18 protein-coding genes are annotated in these 20788 nt (G+C 73.5%); 4 read left to right on the plus strand and 14 right to left on the minus strand.

Going from position 1 to position 20788, the window contains the following annotated elements:
• Positions 1 to 3: 3 nt before the first annotated feature.
• The 6 genes from C8D89_RS10365 to C8D89_RS10390 all read right to left on the minus strand — a co-directional run bounded on the left by C8D89_RS10365 (position 4) and on the right by C8D89_RS10390 (position 4522).
• Positions 4 to 1011, minus strand: coding sequence for a 1-aminocyclopropane-1-carboxylate deaminase (locus C8D89_RS10365; protein WP_116708034.1), 1008 nt, complete (start codon positions 1009 to 1011; stop codon positions 4 to 6).
• Positions 998 to 1702 (minus strand): GntR family transcriptional regulator, encoded by a 705-nt coding sequence (locus C8D89_RS10370; protein ID WP_116708035.1) that lies wholly within the window; start codon positions 1700 to 1702, stop codon positions 998 to 1000. The genes C8D89_RS10365 and C8D89_RS10370 overlap by 14 nt, the downstream gene beginning before the upstream one ends.
• A gap of 82 nt (positions 1703 to 1784) precedes the next feature.
• A complete protein-coding gene (locus C8D89_RS10375; RefSeq protein WP_116708036.1) occupies positions 1785 to 2543 on the minus strand; it encodes an SDR family NAD(P)-dependent oxidoreductase in 759 nt (252 codons plus the stop codon).
• Between the two features lie 266 nt (positions 2544 to 2809).
• Entirely contained in the window at positions 2810 to 3070 is a 261-nt protein-coding gene (locus tag C8D89_RS10380; protein WP_116708037.1) for a hypothetical protein, read from the minus strand.
• A 6-nt stretch (positions 3071 to 3076) separates the two neighbouring features.
• Positions 3077 to 3400, minus strand: a complete 324-nt coding sequence (locus C8D89_RS10385) for a DUF6247 family protein (protein WP_116708188.1) — start codon at positions 3398 to 3400, stop codon at positions 3077 to 3079.
• Between the two features lie 84 nt (positions 3401 to 3484).
• The gene (locus tag C8D89_RS10390; protein WP_133251870.1) at positions 3485 to 4522 is read right to left on the minus strand and encodes an EcsC family protein; all 1038 of its coding nucleotides are present in this window, start codon (positions 4520 to 4522) and stop codon (positions 3485 to 3487) included.
• Between the two features lie 196 nt (positions 4523 to 4718).
• Here C8D89_RS10390 and C8D89_RS10395 point away from each other — a divergent pair, with 196 nt between their 5' ends.
• Entirely contained in the window at positions 4719 to 7763 is a 3045-nt protein-coding gene (locus C8D89_RS10395) for a DEAD/DEAH box helicase (protein WP_243417997.1), read from the plus strand.
• A 49-nt stretch (positions 7764 to 7812) separates the two neighbouring features.
• Here the strand turns inward: C8D89_RS10395 and C8D89_RS10400 are convergent, their stop codons facing one another.
• Positions 7813 to 8583, minus strand: a complete 771-nt coding sequence (locus tag C8D89_RS10400) for an SDR family NAD(P)-dependent oxidoreductase (RefSeq protein WP_116708040.1) — start codon at positions 8581 to 8583, stop codon at positions 7813 to 7815.
• A 119-nt stretch (positions 8584 to 8702) separates the two neighbouring features.
• Between C8D89_RS10400 and C8D89_RS10405 the strand changes: the two genes are divergently transcribed.
• The gene (locus C8D89_RS10405) at positions 8703 to 9371 is read left to right on the plus strand and encodes a TetR/AcrR family transcriptional regulator (protein WP_116708041.1); all 669 of its coding nucleotides are present in this window, start codon (positions 8703 to 8705) and stop codon (positions 9369 to 9371) included.
• A gap of 244 nt (positions 9372 to 9615) precedes the next feature.
• Here the strand turns inward: C8D89_RS10405 and C8D89_RS10410 are convergent, their stop codons facing one another.
• Together C8D89_RS10410 and C8D89_RS10415 are read right to left on the minus strand one after the other, a co-directional pair.
• On the minus strand, positions 9616 to 10005 hold the full coding sequence (locus tag C8D89_RS10410) for a type II toxin-antitoxin system VapC family toxin (protein ID WP_116708042.1): 390 nt from the start codon (positions 10003 to 10005) through the stop codon (positions 9616 to 9618).
• A gap of 7 nt (positions 10006 to 10012) precedes the next feature.
• Positions 10013 to 10264, minus strand: coding sequence for a type II toxin-antitoxin system VapB family antitoxin (locus C8D89_RS10415; RefSeq protein ID WP_116708189.1), 252 nt, complete (start codon positions 10262 to 10264; stop codon positions 10013 to 10015).
• 492 nt (positions 10265 to 10756) lie between these two features.
• On the opposite strand from C8D89_RS10415, the gene C8D89_RS10420 reads away from it, so the two are divergent.
• Positions 10757 to 10930 (plus strand): type II toxin-antitoxin system HicA family toxin, encoded by a 174-nt coding sequence (locus tag C8D89_RS10420; RefSeq protein ID WP_243418021.1) that lies wholly within the window; start codon positions 10757 to 10759, stop codon positions 10928 to 10930.
• Positions 10931 to 10998: 68 nt separating this feature from the next.
• The gene (locus C8D89_RS10425; RefSeq protein WP_243418022.1) at positions 10999 to 11214 is read left to right on the plus strand and encodes a type II toxin-antitoxin system HicB family antitoxin; all 216 of its coding nucleotides are present in this window, start codon (positions 10999 to 11001) and stop codon (positions 11212 to 11214) included.
• A gap of 62 nt (positions 11215 to 11276) precedes the next feature.
• Here the strand turns inward: C8D89_RS10425 and C8D89_RS10430 are convergent, their stop codons facing one another.
• From C8D89_RS10430 to C8D89_RS10450, 5 genes are all read right to left on the minus strand, one after another.
• The gene (locus tag C8D89_RS10430) at positions 11277 to 12464 is read right to left on the minus strand and encodes a TIGR02679 family protein (protein WP_116708191.1); all 1188 of its coding nucleotides are present in this window, start codon (positions 12462 to 12464) and stop codon (positions 11277 to 11279) included.
• Positions 12464 to 16501, minus strand: coding sequence for a TIGR02680 family protein (locus C8D89_RS10435; protein ID WP_116708044.1), 4038 nt, complete (start codon positions 16499 to 16501; stop codon positions 12464 to 12466). Before C8D89_RS10435 ends, C8D89_RS10430 begins: the two co-directional genes overlap by 1 nt.
• Positions 16498 to 17748: a TIGR02678 family protein gene (locus tag C8D89_RS10440; RefSeq protein ID WP_116708045.1), complete on the minus strand. Its 1251-nt coding sequence runs from the start codon at positions 17746 to 17748 to the stop codon at positions 16498 to 16500. The genes C8D89_RS10435 and C8D89_RS10440 overlap by 4 nt, the downstream gene beginning before the upstream one ends.
• A complete protein-coding gene (locus tag C8D89_RS10445; protein ID WP_116708192.1) occupies positions 17745 to 19253 on the minus strand; it encodes a TIGR02677 family protein in 1509 nt (502 codons plus the stop codon). Before C8D89_RS10445 ends, C8D89_RS10440 begins: the two co-directional genes overlap by 4 nt.
• Positions 19254 to 19388: 135 nt before the next feature.
• Positions 19389 to 20747 (minus strand): FAD-binding oxidoreductase, encoded by a 1359-nt coding sequence (locus tag C8D89_RS10450; RefSeq protein WP_116708046.1) that lies wholly within the window; start codon positions 20745 to 20747, stop codon positions 19389 to 19391.
• Positions 20748 to 20788 lie beyond the last annotated feature (41 nt).

Below are 20788 nucleotides of genomic sequence, written 5' to 3' on the forward strand. Positions count from 1 at the left end.
GTCTCAGGAGAACGCGCCCGCGTAGGCGTTGAGCGCGGGCTGTCCGCCGAGGTGGGCGTAGAGCACGGTCGAGTCCGGGCCGATCTCGCCGGCGCGGACGAGGTCGACCAGCCCGGCCATCGACTTCCCCTCGTACACCGGGTCGATGATCATCCCCTCGAGCCCGCCGGTCAGCCGGATCGCGTCGATCGTCGACGCCACCGGGATGCCGTACCGATCCCCGGCCCAGCCCTCCAGCACGGTGATCTCGTCGTCGCGCAGCTCGCGCCCCAGCCCGATGAGCTCGGCGGTGTGGCGGGCGATCCGCTCCACCTGGTCGCGGGTCTTCTCCAGCGTCGCGGAGGCGTCGATCCCGAGCACGCGTCGGGGCCGGTCTCGCCCGGAGAAGCCGGCGATCATCCCGGCGTGGGTCGAGCCGGTGACGGTGCAGACGACGATGGTGTCGAAGAAGACGCCGAGCTCGGCCTCCTGCTGCTCGACCTCGCGGGCCCAGTTCGCGAACCCGAGACCGCCGAGGCGGTGCTCGGAGGCCCCGGCGGGGATGCCGTACGGGGTGCCGCCGGCGTCGCGGACCTCCTCCAGCGCCCGCTCCCACGAGTCGCGGATGCCGATGTCGAACCCGGCCGGGTCCAACCGGACGTCCGCGCCCATGATCCGCGACAGCAGGATGTTGCCGACCTTGTCGTTCACCGCGTCCGGCCAGTCCACCCACTTCTCCTGCACCAGCCGGGCCTTGAGGCCGAGCTTGGCCGCGACCGCGGCGACCTGGCGCGTGTGGTTGGACTGGTAGCCGCCGATCGAGACCAGCGTGTCGGCGCCGGACGCGAGCACGTCGGGGACGATGTACTCCAGCTTGCGGGTCTTGTTGCCGCCGTAGGCCAGGCCGGAGTTGCAGTCCTCCCGCTTCGCCCAGATCGCCGCGCCGCCCAGGTGCGCGGTCAATCGATCGAGCCGGTGGACCGGGCTCGGCCCGAACAGCAACGGGTAACGCGGGAAGTCATCGAGGGACATCGGCGTCCTCCTGGTCGGGGCCGTCCTCCGGGCTGTCTCCCGGGCTGTCCAGCGGGCGCAGCGTCAGCCAGTTCTCCCGGTTGGCGCGGGCGGCGCCCTCGGCGTCGCCGGCGCGGGCGAGCTCGACGATGCGCGCGTGCTGGGCGACAGACGCGCGGCCGGTCAGCGACGCGAAGCGGGTGCGCTCCATGCGCCGCAGCAGCGGGGTGACGTCGTCGAGCACGGCGGCGAGCCGGCGGTTGCCGCTGACCCGCACGAAGACACCGTGGAACGCGTCGTCGGCGGCGATCGCGGCGTCGACCTCCCCGGTCTCGAGGGCTTCGGCGAAGGCGCCGTTGGCGCTGGTCATCGCGTCGAGGTCGGCGGCGGTCAGCGCCGGGACGGCCTCGCGGGCGGCCAGCTCGTGCATCGCCGCGGCCACGGTCTGGGCCTCGACGGTGGCGCGCACGTCGAGCGGGCTGACCGTCGTCGAGCTGCCGGGCCGGACGGTGACGAGTCCGATCTGCTCCAGCCGGGCGATCGCCTCGCGCACCGGCGTGCGGGACACCCCCAGCCACGCGCAGAGCTCGGCGTCGTTCAGCCGCTCTCCCGGCTCCAGCGTCCCGTCGACGATCGCGGCCCGTAGCGTCCGGAACGCGTGCTCACGCAGCAGGCTGCGCTCCGTCGCGGCACTTCGGCTCGGGACAGGCACGGCGGCGCACGGTATGCGATATTTCGGATGGTGTGAAGAGTTCCCGGCGGCTCGATCGCGGCCGCCGGGAGCTCGGGAGCGGTCAGAGCATCAGCCCGCCCTCGACCGGCACGGTCGCGCCGGTCATGTACGCGCTGTCGTCCGAAGCCAGGTAGAGGACCGTCTTCGCGATCTCCTGCGGGGTGGCGTGCCGGCCGAGGGGGATCAGCTGGTCGAACGCCGCGGCCGCCTCCTCCTGCGAGAGCCCGGTCGCGCGCATCTCGATGGAGTCCTGGAACGGCGTCGACGTCGGCCCCGGGTGCAGCGTGTTGACGCGGATGCGCCGCGGCGCGAGCTCCTTCGCCGCGGCCCGCATCATCCCGACCTGCGCGTGCTTCGCCGTGATGTAGCCGCTGATGCCCTCGAAGCCCATGAGCCCGACGACGCTGGAGGTGATGATGATGCTCGCGCCCTCGCCGAGGTGCGGCGCGGCGTGCTTGATCATGTGGAACGCGCCGAGGGCGTGGACCTGCAGCGTGCGCGCGAACTCGTCGGACGGGTAGTCGCTGATCGGCGCGACCGCCCCGGTGTTGCCGGCGTTGCTGAACACAATGTCGAGGCGCCCGAAGCGGGAGACGGCCTCGTCGACCGCGCCCCGGACGGCGTCCTCGTCGGTGACGTCGGCGCGCGTGAACCCGGCGCGGTCCTCGCCGAGCTCGTTCGCCGCGGCCTTCAGCGCGTCGGCGTCGAGGCCGATGAGGTGCACCTTCGCGCCCTCATCGACCATCGCCCCCGCCGACGCTCGCCCGATGCCGCTCTCACCGCCGGTGACGATCGCGACCTTGCCGTCGAGCCTGTTCATCGCTTCCTCCCCCATCTTGACCAGTCCAGAAGGAAGAGGCTGACGCAGCGTCAACGCGGTGGGGTCACGACGAGGCCACGACTCGCCGCGTCAGGTCGTGGACGCCCCTCCGTGCGGTGTCTCCCGAACACGCCGACGCATGCGAGAAGGCGCTGGGCGAGGCGCGCCAGCTGAGCGAGGTCGAGAGGATCGTGCGCATTGCGCGTTTGCGTGTGGTCATCACCGAAGGACGCGGTTGACCGTCGCAGACGCCGATGGCGATCCGGTCAGATGGGGGCGACGGTGACCTGCCACAGGGCGACGACGCGCTCGCGCTCCTGCACGACGTAGAGGACGAGGCCGCGACCCTCCGGCCCGAACGTCGCCGTACGCGAACCGCGCGGGTTGCTCGCGACGTAGGGACGACCGATGTCCCACGGTGCCTCTTGGAGCGAGGACCGCAGGTCGTCGAACGCGGGTACGAAGTCGCGGGGGAGGGCATCGATGGCGGCGTCGATGTCTTCGCCGACCGTCTCCACCCGGTACATCGGCGGCTACATGCCGGCGCGAGCGCGGGTGACCTCGAAGGGCTCGTCGTCGGGGACGGGTTCGCCGCTGAAGAACTCTGCCGCACGGCGAACCGAGCGGCGGAAGGCTGCGGGATCGGACTGGAGGATTGCGCGACGCCGCCATTCCTCGAGGAGCTCGTGGACCGGTGCGAGGTGGAGCATCGACCGCGCACGGTCGAGGGCGGCGCCGTAGGCCGCGAGGAAGACCTCGCGGTCTGCCGGGAGGAGCGCGGCGTGGATCGCCGCGGGTGAAGCGCCCTGGGCTAGTGAATGCTCGTCCTCACGCTCACCGGGCAACGAGGCGGTCATGGCCCAACGGTAGCGGGCGGGACCGACATCGCGGGTCGTCAAGGATTGGTGCGGCGGCCGCTGTTCCGCCACTGTCTACCTGGCTCACTGCTCGTCGTCCGCTCGATCCTCGTCGACGATCTCTGCGTCGATGATCTCGACGAGCTCGTCGTTACCAGGAGCTTCTTCGTCCGTCAGCGGCAACCCGTACTTCTCGCGGAGGAAGCGCTCCATGTAGAGGTGCTCGGCGTCGTCGACGACGCGGGCCAGAGTGCGGGCGTTGAGCCCGGCACCGACCGCCACGCCGACCACGGGAACTGCCGCGGCGAGCTTCTTCTTCATGATCGACATGCCGAAGACGTTGTAGACCGCCTGCACGACCCGGGCCACGCCGTTCTTGTTCAGCTGCTTCCAGGCTTGTCGCCGCGCGAGCTGCTGGACGATGTTGTTGAGCTCGCGGTAGGCCACGAGCTTCCCGGCGTCTCCCGCGAGGCCCATGTTCATCACGCCGAGGGCGTAGATGCGCTCGGCCGGGTCGTCGACGTCGTAGCCGTAATAGGCGGCGATGTGGGCGACCGCGCCGTTGGTCGCGATGACGTTGGCGGCGGCGTCTGCAGCCATGGCGCTCACGACGACGCCCACACCCGGTGCCGCGGCGACGCCGCCGGTGCCGACCGCTCCGACCGCGGCCAGGGTCGTGGCGCCCGAGGCCATGAAGCCGGTGCCCGCGCCCTCCGCCCCCGGCGATGTAGGCGAGGTCAAAGTCGCGGCCTTGACCTTCTGGACGTCCTTGCACTCGAGCTTCCGAATGTCCCCGAGCTCCTCGACCGCGAAGCCTTGTTTCCGGTAGCCCTCGAGGACCGCCTCCGTCCGGACCGATGCCGCCTCGGCGCGGGCGCCGGCCTCGGTCAGCCCCCGCAGCGCCTGGGCCAGCAGCTCGGCGAACTTCTCGGCGTTCGGGATCCTTTGCGCGGCGGCGCCGACCCCTTCCCGGGTCTTGCCCGACGCCTTCGACACTGCCGCGCGCCACGACGCCGGGACCAGCTCCCGCGGCGTCGAGTGCAACCGCTTGGCCTTCCACGCCGCGATCGCGTCCCAGTACCGCCGGTCGTCCGGCGTCATGTCCGACGGCTCGACAGCCACTCGTTCCCCCTTGTTCTCGCGGCTGCGACGGTATCGATCGCATATCGATGCTGACACGCCCGTGTCACTCACCGGGGACCTCCGACATAGCACGGTCTGCACGTGGCGCGGTGCGCCGCGCACATGTCAGGCGACCGTGGCGTTGTGCGCGGGGTCCGAGAGAGGGACACCTCGGGTCCATGTCAGGCTTCGAGATGTGCCGGGAGGCGTCGACGACGGGCTGTACGAGTCACTGCGCACGGCCCGCCTCGAGCGCCGGCTCCAGGCCCTTCCGGTCGGCGCAGCGGTGTGGGACAAGATCGGCAGCGCCGCGGCCCCCGAGGTGCTGGCCCGCCACGTCGCCGAGGTCGTCCGCCGCACGTTGAGCGACCACTCCGACAATGCCCGGCGGGAAGCGCTCGTCAACAGCGTCGTCGGGCTCCTCGAGGCGTCCGACGACGACGCCGTGGTCGCTCTCGAGCAGCTCCTCGCCGTCAGCGTCGCGCCCGGCGTGCACCGGGTGATCCGCCCGGCGACACCGCTGTCGGAGACCGCGCTGCTCACCAACACGCCCGACGAGCCCTCGCTCGGGGCCGAGCTCCGCGCCGAGATGGCCAGCGCCGACCAGGTCGACCTGCTGTGCGCGTTCGTCAAGTTCCACGGGATGCGCCTGCTCACCGACGAGCTCGAGGAGCTCCGTGCGCGCGGCAAGCGGCTGCGCGTGATCACGACGACCTACCTCGGCGGCACCGAGCGCCGCGCCGTCGACGAGCTCGTCCGCCGCTTCGGCGCCGAGGTCAGGATTCGCTACGAGGAGCAGTCCACCCGTCTGCACGCGAAGGCGTGGCTCTTCCGGCGCAACTCCGGGTTCGACACCGGATATGTCGGCAGCTCCAACCTCTCGAAATCCGCGCTCGTCGACGGCCTCGAGTGGAACGTCCGTATGTCCTCGGTCGCGACGCCGGCCCTCGTCCGCAAGTTCGAGGCCACGTTCGACACCTACTGGAACAACCCCGACTTCCGTCCCTACGACCCCGACCGCGACGCCGACCTCCTCGACCGCGCCCTCGGCGCCCAGGCCGGCGGCGGGTCATCGACGCTCGTCCTCTCCGGGCTCGAGGTCCGGCCTCGCCCGCACCAGGAGCGCATCCTTGAAGCGCTCGACGCGGAGCGCACCGTGCACGGCCGGCACCGCAACCTCGTCGTCGCCGCCACCGGAACGGGAAAGACCGTCGTCGCCGCCCTCGACTACCGCCGCCTCGGCGGGGCGGAGCGCTCCTTGCTGTTCGTCGCCCACCGCAAGGAGCTGCTCGAACAGGCGCAGCGCACCTACCGCGAGGTCCTCGGCGACGGCACGTTCGGCGAGCTGCTGGTCGGCGGCCAGCGCCCGACGCGGTGGCGGCACGTGTTCGCGTCGGTGCAGTCGTTGCGCGAGGTCGACCTCGGTGCCTACGACGTCGCCGTCATCGACGAGTTCCACCACGCCGAGGCGCCGTCCTACCGCGCGCTGCTGCAGCGCCTCGTCGTCGACGAGCTCCTCGGGCTCACCGCCACGCCCGACCGTACTGACGGCCTTGATGTGCGCGATTTCTTCGACGGCCGCACCGCCGTCGAGATCGGGCTCGGCGAGGCCCTCGAGCAGGACCTGCTCTGCCCGTTCCACTACTTCGGGATTGCCGACAACACCGACTTGTCGAGCATCGAGTGGAAGCGGGGCTCCTACGACGTCGAGGCACTCGACGAGCTCTACACCGGCAACGCCGCCCGCACGCGGCTCGTCCTCAACGCACTCGCTGACCGCGTCACCGACCCTCGCGGCATGCGCGCCCTTGGCTTCTGTGTCTCCGTCGCGCACGCCGAGTACATGGCGGCGACGTTCAGCGAGGCCGGCATCCCGTCGCGCGCCGTCACCGGGCAGACGCCGACGGTCAACCGGGACCAGGCTGCTACCGACCTGCGTCGAGGCGACGTGGCCTGCCTCTTCACCGTCGACCTCTACAACGAGGGCGTCGACCTCCCAACCGTCGACACCGTGCTCTTCCTGCGGCCCACCCAGAGCGCGACGATCTTCTTGCAGCAACTCGGCCGCGGCCTGCGGCGCGCGCCGGAGAAGGCCGTCCTGACGGTGCTCGACTTCATCGGCCAGCATCGTCGCGAGTTCCGCTTCGACCTCCGCTACCGCGCGCTGACCGGCTCGACCCGAGCCGGCCTCGTCCGGGACATCGAGCACGGGTTCCCCTACCTGCCGTCGGGGAGCCGGCTGCTGCTGGACCGCGTGGCCCAGGAGGTCGTGCTCGCCAACGTGAGGCAGGGACTGCGCGGGGGCCGGAAGGCGCTCGTGGACGACGTCCGCTCGCACGGCGACCTGTCGCTCCTCGCCTACCTGCGGGAGAGCGGCCACGAGCTCTCGGACGTCTACGGGCGCGCGGGCGAGAGCTGGACGGCGCTGCGCCGCGACGCCGGCTTCCCGACCGCCGAGCCAGGGCCGCGGGAGGACGAGCTGCTGCGACGGGTCGGCAGCCTGGTGCACGTCGACGACCTCGAGCGCGCCTCAACCTACTTGCGCCTGATGCTCCCCGACGGGCCGCGCCTCGCCGATCTGACGGCGCGCGAGCGCGTGCTCGCCCACATGCTCGTCTACACGATCTGGCCCGACCTCGGCGGTCACGCCTTGATCGAGGACGCGCTGACGACGCTGCGGGAGCACCCCGCTTTCGTTCGCGAAGCGATGACGTTGATGCGGCTCGGCGCCGACGAGGCTCGTGTCGTGCCGGGGGACCTCGGCATTCCGGGGGTCGAGCTCCGCTCGCACTGCACCTACCGCCGCGACGAGATCCTCGCCGGCATCGGCTGGGCCGACGGCACGCGCAAAACCCGCGGCCAGGCAGCGGGCGTCGTGTACAGCGAGGCGACGAACGTGGACGCGCTGCTGGTGACCCTCCACAAGGAGGACAAGGAGTTCGCCCCCTCCACGCGCTACCGCGACTATCCGATCTCCGCCGAGCTCTTCCACTGGGAGTCGCAGAATTCCACCACTCTCAACTCGGCGGCCGGCCGTCGCTACATCGGCGGCACGAGCCGGGTCCTGCTGTTCACCCGAGCTGCGCGAAGCGACGAGTTCGGGGGAGGGGCGCCGTTCGTCTGCCTCGGCATCGCGAGCGTCGTGGAGCATCACGGCGAGCGCCCGATCTCGATAACGTGGCGCCTGCAGCGGCCCATGCCCCAGCAAGTTCTGAACGCGGGTGCGCTCGATGCGGCCTAAGACCTGGTCCCAGAAAGTGAGGCAGGGGGTGCGGCTTCCGCGCGAGGGCTCAGGCCGGCAGTGCTGGGCCAAGCAGCAGCCCGCCGTCGATCACGAGCTCCGAGCCGGTGATGAAGGCGGTGTCGGGGGAGGTGAGGAACAGGAGTGCGCGGCTGATCTCGTGCGGCTCACCTTTCCGCGGGACGGCGAACGGCTCGGGGTCGAAGACCTCGGCGATGGCCGGTACTCCCTCGGCGAGCGGCTCGGTGATCAACGGTGTGGCCACCACGCCCGGGGTCAGCGACACCACGCGGATACCGTCGCGTCCCAGCTCCAGCGCCGCGGTTCGGGTCAGTCCGCGCACGGCCCACTTCGAGGCGACGTATGGTCCGAAAGCAGCCGTACCACCGTGGGCCATCGTCGAGGCAACGGTGACGATCACGCCGCCGCCGCCGCGGCGCATCGACGGTGCGACTGCTCGGATACCGAGCGCGGTGCCCGTGACGTTCACGGCGGTGACGGTGTCCCACAGGCTGCGGTCGGCGTTCTCGATCAGCGTCGGCGGGTGCTGAATCCCGGCATTGGCGATCAGGATCGAAATCGGCCCGAATTGCTGCTCGGCCGCGGTGACCGCCGCCGCCCATTGCTGCTCATCGGTCACGTCGAGTGGGACCGCGAGGGCTCTCTCCCCGAGCTGCTCGGCCAGCGCGATCCCGGCCGCTTCGTCACGCGCAGCGACCACCACGGCGGCGCCCTCGCGGTGGAACGTCTGCGCGTGGCTACGCCCCATCCCGCCGGTGGCGCCGGTCACGAACACTGTCTGGCCGTCGAACCGTCCCATGGCCCCCTCCTTGCCCTGAGGTGAGTCGAGCCGCTCACCTTGCGACCGAGATAACCACCGAGGGAGAAGTGAGTCAAGCGGCTCGCCTCGTGGAGCGAGGTCCGGCAGGATGGTCCGCGATGGACGGGAACGAGTCGGCTTGGGCCGCATCGGGCGCGGCGCGCTATCACCGCGACCTGGCCTTGAGGAACCGGGAGGCGCTGCTGGGTGCTGCTCGCAGGCTCTTCCTCGATCTCGGCTACGGCGGCACCTCGCTCGCGAAGGTCGCGGCAGAGGCGGGAGTCTCGCGCGCCACGCTCTTCAAGCAGTTCCCGACCAAGGCCGAGCTGTTCAGCGCCATGGTGACCAGCTCGTGGGCCACCGACGACGAGCAGGCCCCTCCCGTGCCCGGCGACCCCCTAACCGCTCTGTCGACGCTCGGCACCCGTTATGCGGCTCTCTTGACCCGTCCCGGCATGGCCGACCTGTTCCGCATCGTCATCGCGGAGCTCCCGCGCTTCCCCGAACTCGGCCGTGCGCACTTCAACTCGGGCAAGATGCCGTTCTTCGACTCGGTGCGCGACCACCTGCTCGCCGAGCAGCACGCCGGCACCCTGCAGTTCGACGACGCCGACCTTGTGACCACCCAATTCCTCGGCATGATCGCGAACTACGTCCTCTGGCCCCGAATGCTGCTGCTCGACTGGGACCCGGACTCAGCGAGCGTGGCGCGCGCCGTCGAGGAGGCCGCGTTGACCGTGCACGCACGACACTCGGTGAGATCCCCTCTCACGGGCCGGAGCGGGTGACGAGGTGGCGGAGGTGACGACCGAGACGGCGAGGAGCAGTAGTGGCCGGAGGGAGCGAACCTTGATCCCGGCCCGGTGCAAGTAGCGAGGGCAACGGGGGTAGACCTTCCCTTGTCGGCGCGCAGCTTCTCGGGACGACGCCGGGCGGTCCGGGTCGGTGGCGTGGGCCCCGCACACCGTGGACGGTGTCGAGCAGCGCTCCACGGATCTGGGCCGGGGAGGGCACGAATGTTGCCCGACCGGGTCAGAGCACAGAGGCCACGTCGGTCTGGGAGAAGTCGTTGCCCGTGAACAGCAAGGGGTCACCGTACGCTTTCGCCAGCGCGTAGGCGAAACAGTCACCGAGGTTCAGACCGGCCGGGTGTCTGCCCTTCCCGAACCGACGCCAGGCGTCGACGGCGAGCCGAGCCTGCGCGTCGTCGACGGGCTCGACGGTGACCGTGGTGGTCTCGAGGAGGAGGGTCAGGTCGCGTGCGGCGTCGGGGCCTTGGCGCGCCTCGACCACGATGCCGGCCTCCACCAGGTTGACCGCGGAGAGCAGACGGAGACCGGGTCTCGTCAGTGCCTCGGCGTATCGCTCGGCGTCGGGCTCTCCGAGCACGACGGCGACGACCGCGGACGTGTCGACGATCATGGTCGGCTCACGCCGGGAGGCCGTCAGGTCCGTACCCGAGGATCTCCTCGGACGGGCGCTCGTCGAGCGTCGCGCGCGCGTCCGCGACGCACGATCTGCGCCAGCGTGTGCTGCTCGACGTCCTGGCGCCCGCGCTGCCGAACCCGGGCCAGCCGCTCTCGACGGCCAGTCGCAACGCCTCGGTGATCGTCTCGCCGGTGGCCGCAGCGAGCTCGCGCGCCAGACGGTCCGTCGCCGCATTCTTGATGTCGAGGGCCACGGCGACAGCCCATTTGTTCTTCCTATACATATTGGCAGGAAGAGAGCCCGGATCTCTCCTCGCGGGGGCTGTAGCCGAACGCGTCGTGGCAGTCGGCGATGACCCCGGGCGGATTGGTGTTCCAGAGGTCGCGGAGGATGGCGCACTCGACGTAGACCGCGACCTGGTGCCGCTCGACGGGCAGCGATGTCGGCCCGCCCGCTGATCGCCTCGCGCGGGCCTTGCGGAGTCGCAAAGTCGTCGGCCAGGTCGGTGTGGGGCAGGACCGAGTGGTGGATCGTGCGCGGGTCCTCGCGCCGCCACCGCGGGCTCTGGTGCAGGTGGCTTCGCATCGCGTGCTTCGCCTTGAGGGCCTGCTCGACGGGGTCGACGCGCTTCGTCCCGCCCTGGAGGTGCTGGTGCGAAGCTCCGCCGGCGTACTCGACGACGGCGCCGTTGATCTCGATCGATGCGACGCCGACGCCGGGACAGACGACGATGGCGTCGGCGGCGATGTCGGCGGGCGGACCTACCGTCCGGGACGTGCCATTGAAGGTCGCGGAGATCATCCGACCCCTCGAGCGGGACGGTTGGTTGCTGCGTCGCACCACTGGTTCGCATCGCCAGTACGTTCACCCGCAGAAGTCGGGCCTGGTGACGGTCGCGGGGAAGCCGAGCGCACGTTGAAGCCGAAGGACCGAGGCGAGCATCCTGAAGCAGGCGGGGCTTCGAGGGGAGAGGTCGTGAAGGGCTACGTGGTCGTCTTCGAAGGCGACGAGGCGTCGGGCTACTCCGCCTACTCGCCCGACCTGCCCGGTGTCATCGCTGCCGGTGACACACGAGGAGAGACCGAGCAGTTGATGTGGGAAGCGATGATCGAGCACGTGGCCGCGCTGCGGGAGATGGGCGAGTCCGTGCCGGAGCCGGCGACGTGCGCCGACGCGACGGTGGTGGACATCTCGGCGGCGTAGGACTCGGGGTCGGGATCCTCGGCTCTTCCACGTCCCATCGACCGCATCGGTGCTCTCTCGGGTCAGCGGGCCACAGCTGCCATGTCGTCGAGGAGCGTGGCCGCCACCCGTTCCTCGTGCACCGCGACGCGGTGGGCCTCGAGGGCGGGAGCGAGGGCGGGATCCCACGGTGCCTCGCTCACCCGCCCGACCGGAGGTCCGGTCTGCGGCACCGAGGACATGTAGTCGTCGGCCGTCATCCGCCAGGGCACGGCTCCGAAGGTCGTCGCGAGGTGAGCCGCGATCCGCACGCCCTCGCCGTCGAGGTCGCCGTGGTACCGCACCGGAGGCAGGAGGCGCAGCAGGGTGACCGCGGCGCCGTTGGGCCAGCCGGCGGTGCAGACGAGCGGGGGGCACGCGGTGCCGAAGCGCTCGAGGGCCAGCGCGAGCACCGCGGGGTTCTCCACGGCGAACACCGGGCCGCCGACCTCCAGGGACCCGACCGTGCGCAGCTGGGCCAGGGTGAGCGCGGCCGCGTGCCCCGCGTCGGCGCAGGCCCGCAGCAGCGTCGGCACGAGGTCGGTGCCGGCCGGCCGGAGGCCGGCCGCGAGTACCGTCACCGACAGTTGGTCGCCCGAGACGCCGGCGCGCTCCCACAGCGCGTGCCGAGCCTCGGCGGTGGCCGGCACCTCGACGTCGTGGATCGCCGCGAGGCCGCGGAGCACGAGGTTCGCCAGCCGGGTGCCGTCGTCGAGCGCGTGGGGCCGGCCGAGCACCTGCTGGGCCAGCACCGGCAGGGGGCGGCCGTCGGCGGGCAGGGCGCCGAGCACGGCGAGCGCGTCCTCCCACAGCCGCCGGGTCGCCGACGTCGACCCGTCGGTGAAGCGCACCGACGCCGCCCACTCCGCCAGCGCGGGCTGTCCGGCGACCACGGGGTGGTCCCGTACCCGGGCCCGGACCTCCTCCCGCTCCGCCTCGGCGCGGGCGCGGTCGGCGGCGTCGTCGCGCAGCGGACCGTGGATCTCGGCGACCACCGCCCGCGCGTCGCGGCCGGCGGCGTCGAGCAGGACCGCGTCCAGCTTGGCCAGCGACACCCGGTAGACGCGGTCGGGACGCAGCCGCAGGTCGAGCAGGCCGGCCAGCGCCAGCTCCTCGTCGCGCGTGCGCGGCCGGAGCGTCACCGCCGACACCGGGCGGCCGCTGCTCAGCCGCTCGTGGACCTCCGCCCACAACGCCGCGAACTCGGGCCGGCGCAGCGCCGGGTCGAGCATCACGCCTCCTCCAGCGCGCGCCCGTTCCACACCCAGCGGGCGGTGGTGACCGCGTCGTCGGTGTCGTCGATGCCGGTGATGAGCTGGTGGACGGCGATCGCGTCGATCTCGCGGTAGAGGCACCACTCGTGATCGGAGGTGAGCACGAGGTCGAGGTCGAGCGCGGCGAGCAGCCCGAACACCTGGCCGCGGTTGATCTCGTCGACGCCGACGAACACCTCGTCGAGCAGGATCAGCCGCGGCGAGCCCGGCACCGACTCGTAGTAGGCGGACACGGCGGCGAACAGGGGCAGGTGCAGCGCGATCGCCTTCTCGCCGCCGGAGAGCGCGCCGTGCAGCTTGCGCGTGAGCTTCTGCCACGCCCCGTCGCCACGGTCGAGCTCGACGACGAACTGGTGCCAGCGGGTGTAGTCGAACACCTCGGCGAGCTGCTGCTCCCAGCTGCCGGCGGTGCCCTCGGCGCGCGCGGCGTCGATGCGGTCGCGGAAGAAGCGGTGCAGCGCCGCCCGGTCGTCGTCGGTCAGACGCACCGGATCGCGCAGGAGCAGGTCGCGCGCCACCCGCGTGCCGGGAGCGACGTCGTCGGCCACCGTCCACCGCAGGCGCACCGCGACGTCGGAGGCGGTCCGCACGCCGCCGAGCCGCTCGTTCATCGAGCGGACCAGGGCGTCGGCCTCGCGGATCCGCGCCGCGAGGTGCCGGCGGGTCTCGCCGGTGAGGGTGGTGTCGAACAGGTCCCGCTCGGCCTCGGTGATGTCGTGGCGGCTGCGCTCGGCCTCGGCGCCGATCGCCTCGGCGAGCGCCCGGGCGCCGACCGCGCGGCCGTTGAGCACCGCCCGCAGCACCTGGACGTCGTCCTCGGTCTCGAGCACGAGGTCGGCACGGGCGCCGAGCGATTCCCGGGACTCGTGGAGCGTCTGCTGCAGCCGGCCGAGGGCGTCGGCGATGTGCCGCGGCTCGTGCCGGACGTCGGGCCACGACCCGGCGATGGCGCGCGCGAGCTCGAGGGTGGCCTTGGTCCCCGGGCCGGCGAGCTCCGTCTCGGTGACCCCCGCGTCGGCCGGCAGCCCCAGGTGCCACACCGCTCGGAAGCCCTCCGCCGCGGCGTCGCGGGCGGCGACCGCCTCCTCCTGACGCTCCCGGTCGTGCGCGCGGGTGGCGGAGAGCTCGCCGATGCGTCCCTCGAGCTCGCGGCGCCGCGCCGCCACCGTCGCCGCCTCGCGTCGGGAGCCGCCGACCTCCTCCCGCGTCGCCGCGATCGCGGCGAGGACCTCCTGGTAGTCGGCGCCGACCGTGGCCTGCACGGTCTGCACCCGCTCGGCGAGCCGGCGCTCCTCGGCTTGCGCCGTCTCGACCTCCCCGGCCCGCTGCTCGGCGGCGTCGGCCGAACGCCGCGCCGCCTCGCCGGCCTGCTCCGCCCGCTCCCGGGCGTGCCGGGCCGCGGCCTCCGCGTCGAGCCACAGCAGGGCGAGGTGGGCGAAGGTCTCGAGGGCCCGGGTGAGCTGGTCGAGCGCACCGCGCTCGGCGGGCAGCCCGTGCTCGGCGGCGTGCGCGGTCAGGGCCCGCAAGGCCGCCGCGACGGTGGCCTCGGCCTCGGCGCGGCGGTCGACGCCGCGACGGACGGCCCGGTCGGCCGCGGCGACGGCGGCGTCGGCGTGGCGGCGGGCGTCGTGGGCGGCGTCGAGCTCGCGGTGGTCGGGACGGCCGGCGAGGTCGGCGTCGAGCCGGCCGCGGCGCCGCTCGAGCCGGGCCAGCTCGGCGTCGCGGTCGGCCAGCATCCGGTCCAGCTCGGCGAGCTCGCGGGTGAGCTCGGCGAGTCGCCGCGCGCGCGCCCGCTCCCGGGCCCGCGCCCCGACGTGCTCGGCCTCGTCCTTCGACCAGCTGCCGACGAGCGAGGCGAGGCGGAACCGCCCGTCGGGGGTGACGACGGCGGGATGGGCGTCGAGGTCGTCGCCGTAGGCGACGCCGCCGAGGACCCGACGCAGCACCTCCGGGTCGACCACGGCCGCTGCGTCAGTGGCGGCGTCGGGGTCGGGCACGACCACCTCGAGCAGCGACGCCCCGGGCGCGGGGGCGAGCTCGGTGACGAGGGTGTCGTGGCCGGCGTGATCCTCGAGGCGGCCGGACGGGGTGACCCAGGCGTCGAGCAGGCCCGCGGCCTGCAGCGCGGCCTCCACGGCCGCGGCGGTGCGCTCGTCCACGCCGTCGGCGAAGGCGACGAGCTGCCAGAGCGGCGCCCCGGGACGTCCGGCGCGGTCGGCCGTGCGGGTCGCCGGCGGGGTCGGGGCGATCTCGCGCTCGCCGGCCACCCGGTCGTGCTCGTCCTGCACCCGCCGGCGCTCGGCGGCGACGCGGTCGCGATCGGCGGCTCCGGTGGCCTCGGCGCGGTCGAGCTCGCGGCGTACGGCGCCCGCGGCCGCCTCCACCGCGGCGACCACGGCCGCCTCCGAGGCCACGTCGGCGAGCACGGTGTCGATCAGGCCCTCGACCGTCTCCGGGCCACCGAGCTCGCGGGCCCGGCGCAGCCACGACTCGAGCCGGGACGCCTGCGCCGACAGGGCCGCCTCGGCGCGTTCCTCGGCGTCGGCGCGGGCCGTGGTGGCCTCGGCGAGCGCGGCGCGGGCCTGGTCGAGGTCGGCCTCCCGGTCGGCTCGCACGGCCACGGCGCGGTCCCAGGTGTCGAGGTGGCCGCGCACCTCGCCGATGAGGTGGCGGCGGCTCTCCACCGCGCCCTGCAGCAGGCCCCGCCCGCCGCCCGCCTCGACCTGGGTGAGGGTGGTGGCCAGGCCGGCGTCGCGGGCCGCGCGCCGGGTCTCCTCCAGCCGGGTGGCGCCGAGCGCGTCGGCGGTCCGCGCGTGCTCGCGGGCGGTCTCGACCTGCGTGGCGTCGGCGTCCGCGAGGCCGGTGGCCACCTCGTGGGCGGCGCGGGACGTGGCCAGGGCCCGGCGGGTGTCGTCGAGCCGCGCCCGCAGCTCCTCGAGCACCACGCCCTCGCGGTACGCGTCGCTGTCGCGCAGCGCCTCGAGCCGGGCCTCGAGCGTCTCGGTGCGCTCGGCGAGCTCGCGGGCGCGCTCCTCGGCGGCGTCGCGTTCGGCGAGAGCCTCGGCGTGGCGCTGCTCGGACAGCCGGGCCGTGCGGGTGCGACCGTCCATGTCCGACGTCGCCCGGACCACGGAGCCGGCGCGGGCCCGCAGCACCCGCCGCGCGTACGAGCGCTGCTGCTCGGCCAGCCGGCGCGCCGCGGCGGCCTCCGCGTCGAGCCGGGCCAGGTGCTCGCGCTGGCGGTCGAGCCGCTCGAAGCCCTCCGCGAGGTCGGCCACCTCGCCCTCGCCCAGCGGCGGGAGGGCTCGGGAGAGCAGCGTGGAGAGCAGCGCCGGGTCGAGGCGCTGGGAGAGCTTCGGGGTCCGCAGCTGCAGCAGTGCGGTGATCAGGGCGTCGTAGCGCTGCTCGGCCATCCCCGGGAACAGGGCCTGCCGCACCGCGCGGCGGTGATCGTGCCCGTGCTCGTGGCGGGTGCCGCGCCCGGCCAGCGCCTCGTCGAGCTGGACGCGGGTCAGCGGGGTGCCGTTGTCGGTGGTGAGCGCGAGGTCGTGCCCGACCCGCTGATCGGTGGTGAAGTAGTCGGCGTGGACCCCGCTGGAGTGGGCGCTGGCCTGCAGGCGGGCACCCGCGGTGAACCAGCCGGCCCCCTCGTCGTCGCGCTCGTCGGCGCCGAACTCCACCCACACGTACCCGACCCGCGTCGTGCCGCTCGCGCCCTGGCCCATGAGGTTCCAGTGCATGGTCCGCTCGCCGGTACCGAAGGTCGACAGCCGCTGCGCGCGCAGGTTCGCGTCGAGCAGGAACGGCAGGAGCAGCTCGAGGGCCTTCGACTTGCCCGAGCCGTTCGCCCCGCGCAGCAGCAGCCGCCCGCCGGCGAACTCGAGGACCTCGTCGTAGTAGCGCCACACGTTGAGCAGGCCGGCGCGGGTGGGCCGCCAGCGGGCCGTGCCCCCGGCGGTGGAGTGCGCCGGGCGGGGCAGCGCGGTGACGGTCATCGCGGGTCCTTCCCCGGGGAGCGGGTGGTGACGCCGGTGAGGGCGTAGCGGGCAGCGGCGGGCCGGGCCTCGACGAGTCCGTGCTCGCGGCGGGCGAGGCCGAACGACGCGAGCACCTCGACGGCGTCGGCGGCCAGCCGGGCGGCGCCGTCGTCGGTGCGGTAGGCCTGGGCCCAGCGCGGCTCGCGCCGCAGCACGCCCTCGGCCTCCACCACCAGCTGCTCGTCGGTGAGCCCGCCCGGCGCGGCGAGCAGGACGTCGAGCAGCACGAGCGCGGCCACCCCGGCGTGCCCCTCGTCGGGGAAGCGGGTGTCGGTGGCGACGCCGTCGGGGTCGACCAGCAGCCACCCCTCGGCGCGTTCCTCAATGACCATCCCCGCCTGCTCGGCCGCGTCGCGCAGCAGGCGTCGCCCGGTGGGGGAGGTGAGGTAGCCGAGCTCGGCGTCGGTGAGCTCGTCGCGGTGGACCACCGGGTCGTCGAGCAGCCGGCGGAACACCGCGTGGCGCAGCCGCAGCGTGTGCTGGGCCTCGCTGCGGTCGCCGCCGCCGTAGCGCGGCTCGTGGGTCAACCGGGTGAGCAGGGCGTCGAACCGCTCGCCGATCTCCTCCGGCGGCGGCGCGATCGCCGACGGGCCGGTGGGCCCGGCCAGCAGCCGCAGCAGCAGCGTGGCGTCCACCCGGTAGAGCACCTTGGCCTCCGCCGACTCGACATAGGCCTCGGTGCTGCCGTCCTGCACCTCCAGGGCGCGCATCCGCTCGAGGTGGCGCAGCACGTCGACGTAGGCGAGCCGCTCGGAGCGCTTGGCGGTGTCGAAGTCGGGCACCACCGGGTCGACCGCGGTGGCCCGCTCGACGCGCGTGGCCAGCAGCCCGATGGTGGTGATTGGCGTGGCGAGCAGCTCCGCGGCGACGACGCAGAGCAGCGTGTAGCGCCGACGGTCGAACGGGGCCCGGCCGCTGCGCTCACGGCGCGCCGGGCGGCGGCCGTCGGCGTCGGCGCGCACCTTGGCCAGCCGGGCGTAGCCCAGCCGCGGCTCCACGGTCAGCGTCCAGCCGCAGTAGTACTCGAACCACTTGGCCAGGGGATCGCGGCGGGCGCGCAACAGCGCGAATGCCTCGGGGTCGTGGGCCTCGTGGACGATCGGGGTGCCGAGCAGCCGCCGGATGCCGCGGGCGACCTCGTCCTTCTCGGCGCGCACCAGCTGATTGGCCAGGTCGGCCTTGTCGGGGCGAGCCGGGGCGTTCACCGGACCACCGCCGCGGCCCGCTGCGGAGCACCGGCGACGCGGACGTCGACGACGAGGTCACGTCCCCGCAGGGTGCCGCGCGGCGTGGACAGGACGACCTCGCCGGCGTCGTCCGGAGCCCACAGCACGATCTCCACCCGACCGTCGGCGGTGACCGCCCGGCGCCGGCCGTCGCGCGGGGCGGCGTGGAAGGCGCGCCCGACCAGGTCGAGCAGGCGTGCGAAGGCGTCGTGCTCGAGCTCGCCGAGCGCCGAGAGGCGCACCGGGCCGCCCGTGTCGAGCCGGCGCCACGCCTCCTCCAGCTCGGCCCGCTCGGCCGCGGCGCGGGCCGCACGCTCGGCGCGCAGCGCGGCGACGTCGCGGACCCGTCCGGTGCGGGTGAACCGCTCGGTGCGTCCCGAGGTGCGCATCAGCGCCGAGACCGGCACCGACGGGGCCTGCGACCAGGTCGTGCCAGGGGCGACGAGCTCGGGGTCGGCGTGGTGGAGGTGCGCGTGGCGGGCCGGTGCCGAGCCGGTGGCCAGAGCCCACAGCCGGTGCAGGTCGGCGTCGGTGGGGGCGGCGGCGAACCAGCGGGCCAGCTCGCGGAAGTCGGCCACCGCGCTGCTCGCCCGGCGGCGCGACTCGGTCATGCGGTCGAGCGCCTGCAGCAGCGTCACCACCGCCCGGCGGGCCACCGTGTGCAGGTGCTCCACCCGCGGGGCCGACCCGTCGGCGGGCCGGAACCACGCCTGCAGGCCCTCCCAGCGCACCTGCCGGTGCTCCAGCCACGCCGGCGCCGGGTCGGTGCCGTGATGCGACGGGAGCTCGGCACCCCCGAGGGCCCGCTGGTGCAGGACGGCGACACCATGGGACTCCACCCGCGCGACGCCGACGGCGATGACGTGGGCGCGGTGGTCGAGGTCGGTGAGGAACTCCTCGAGGTAGGCCACGGTGGCGGCCTTGACGTCGGAGAACGTGGCGGTGTCGGTGCTCTCGGCGCGCAGCAGGCGCTGGAGCTCGCCGTTGAACTGCTTGGTGTTGTTGCGCAGGGCATCGAGGTGGCCCTCGAGCTCCGAGAGCGCCGTGAACACGCGCCGGTCGGACGAGGCCGGGTCGGCGAGCAGCGTCGTCAGCTCGGCCAGACGGTCGGCGATGGCGTCGAGCACGGCGGTCTGCAGGGCGCCGGTGGACGCCAGGGTGGCCAGCGCGTGCTGCACGCCGGCGAAGGCCGCCTCGCCGCGCCGGGTCAGCGAGTACTGGAGATTCCGCCGCTCGTAGTCGGCGGCGGTGCGGTAGTTGCCGGTGTTGTCCTGCACGACGTCGAGCAGCTGCCACGACACCAGGCGCCCGAGGGCGGCCGTGAGGTCGTCGTCGGAGAGCGGGTCGAGCCACCCCGGAGCAGAGAGCCGCTCGCGGACGGCGTCGAGCCCGAGCGCGGTCTCCAGCCGCTCGTTGGCACCGGCGAAGGCGGCCAGGATCGCCGAGTACAGCTCCGCGTGGTCGGCGACGGTGAAGCGGAACATGTCCGCGGGCACCCGGTGCGGTGGCGGCACACCAACCTCCCTCCCCCTACGAGGGACACGGTAGGGGGAGGGTCCGACGGCGTCGGTCGCCGCCGCGCCGACGGCGCTGGTGGCGTGGAGGAGACCGACGGGGTCCTACCGGTCCGCGGTCGGCGGGATGTTCTGGTTGCCGCGGAAGACGTTCTCGGGGTCGTAGCGCCGCTTGACCTCCACCAACCGCCGGTACTTGCGCTCACCGAAGGCGGCACGCACCCGGTCCTGCCCCTCGTCGCCGATGAAGTTCAGGTAGACCCCGCCCGAGGAGAAGCGGCGGACGTCGTCGCGCAACCCGCGGGCCCAGCCCATCACCGCGTCGTCGTCCGCCGGGTCCTCCCACAGACCGAACGGGTGCACCACCCAGGTCGCGTCGCGCTGGGCGAGCGGCGTCTCGTCCTCCCCGACCCGCGCGACGGCCCCGCCCCACGGAATGACCGCCGACTGCGAGGCGGCCGGTGCGTTCAGCGAGTACCGGTGCAGGACGTCGATGGCCTCGTCGGGGACGACGTGCAGGTACTCCGCGGTCCACCAGTTCCGCATCCCGGGCGGGTCGTCGAGCATGCACTGGAAGTCGGCGTACGCCATCGGCTCCACGAGGTCGGCCAGCGGGCCGAGCGCGCGGAAAGGCGCCAGGATGCGCTCGCCCTCGGCGACCGGCCCCACGTGACACACCGCCAGCGCGGCGACCAGCCGGCCGTGCAGCTCCGCGGGCAGCACCTCCTCGGGCGGCACCCGGACGTAGAGGACGGCGGGACCGAACTCCTCGGGCGCCTCCGGCACCACCTCGCGCAGCAGGCGCAGCAGGTCGTCGCCGCGGGACGCGGGGAAGAGCAGCAGCCCGGCGAGGACCTGTGGACCGACCGGGTGCAGCCGGAAGGTGAAGGCGGTCGCGACGCCGAAGTTGCCGCCGGCACCGTGCAGCCCCCAGAAGAGGTCCGGGTGCTCGTCGGCGCTCGCGGTGACGACGGACCCGTCGGCGGTGACCAGGTCCACCGAGACCAGGTTGTCGCAGGCCAGGCCGTGCCGCCGTTCCAACCAGCCGGAGCCGCCGCCCAGCGTCAGCCCGGCCACGCCGGTGGTGGACACGCGACCGCCGGTGGTCGCCAGGCCGTGCTCCTGGGTGGCGCGGTCGACCTGGCCCCACGAGCAGCCGCCCCCGACCCGGGCGAGCCGCTGCTCGGGATCGACCGTGACCGCGTGCATCGGCCGGGTGTCGATCACCAGTCCGCCGTCGCACACCGACATCCCGCCCACCGAGTGACCCCCGGACCGGACGGCGATCTCCAGTCCGCGCTCGCGCCCGTACCGCAGCGCCGCGGCGACGTCGGCGGCGCTCGAGCACCGCGCGATCGCGGCGGGCCGCTTGTCGATCATCGCGTTGAACAGCGTGCGCGCCTCGTCGTAGGCCTCACCGCCGGGGTGCAGGATCTCCAGCCCGGTCTCGATCGTCTGTGCCATCCTCGGCCTCCTCGTCGGAGGTCCCAGGGTGATCCGGTCGA

Origin of the sequence: Actinomycetospora cinnamomea, assembly GCF_003096675.1 — a bacterium.
GTDB classification, from domain to species: Bacteria; Actinomycetota; Actinomycetes; order Mycobacteriales; family Pseudonocardiaceae; genus Actinomycetospora; species Actinomycetospora cinnamomea.

Bases quoted from the DNA above. Each gene is read 5' to 3' on its own strand.
- C8D89_RS10365 (WP_116708034.1), bottom strand. From the start codon at position 1,011: ATGTCCCTCGATGACTTCCCGCGTTACCCGTTGCTGTTCGGGCCGAGC.
- C8D89_RS10375 (WP_116708036.1), bottom strand. From the start codon at position 2,543: ATGAACAGGCTCGACGGCAAGGTCGCGATCGTCACCGGCGGTGAGAGC.
- C8D89_RS10380 (WP_116708037.1), bottom strand. From the start codon at position 3,070: ATGTACCGGGTGGAGACGGTCGGCGAAGACATCGACGCCGCCATCGAT.
- C8D89_RS10385 (WP_116708188.1), bottom strand. From the start codon at position 3,400: ATGACCGCCTCGTTGCCCGGTGAGCGTGAGGACGAGCATTCACTAGCC.
- C8D89_RS10400 (WP_116708040.1), bottom strand. From the start codon at position 8,583: ATGGGACGGTTCGACGGCCAGACAGTGTTCGTGACCGGCGCCACCGGC.
- C8D89_RS10405 (WP_116708041.1), top strand. From the start codon at position 8,703: ATGGACGGGAACGAGTCGGCTTGGGCCGCATCGGGCGCGGCGCGCTAT.
- C8D89_RS10410 (WP_116708042.1), bottom strand. From the start codon at position 10,005: ATGATCGTCGACACGTCCGCGGTCGTCGCCGTCGTGCTCGGAGAGCCC.
- C8D89_RS10420 (WP_243418021.1), top strand. From the start codon at position 10,757: ATGTCGGCGGGCGGACCTACCGTCCGGGACGTGCCATTGAAGGTCGCG.
- C8D89_RS10430 (WP_116708191.1), bottom strand. From the start codon at position 12,464: ATGCTCGACCCGGCGCTGCGCCGGCCCGAGTTCGCGGCGTTGTGGGCG.
- C8D89_RS10435 (WP_116708044.1), bottom strand. From the start codon at position 16,501: ATGACCGTCACCGCGCTGCCCCGCCCGGCGCACTCCACCGCCGGGGGC.
- C8D89_RS10445 (WP_116708192.1), bottom strand. From the start codon at position 19,253: ATGTTCCGCTTCACCGTCGCCGACCACGCGGAGCTGTACTCGGCGATC.
- C8D89_RS10450 (WP_116708046.1), bottom strand. From the start codon at position 20,747: ATGGCACAGACGATCGAGACCGGGCTGGAGATCCTGCACCCCGGCGGT.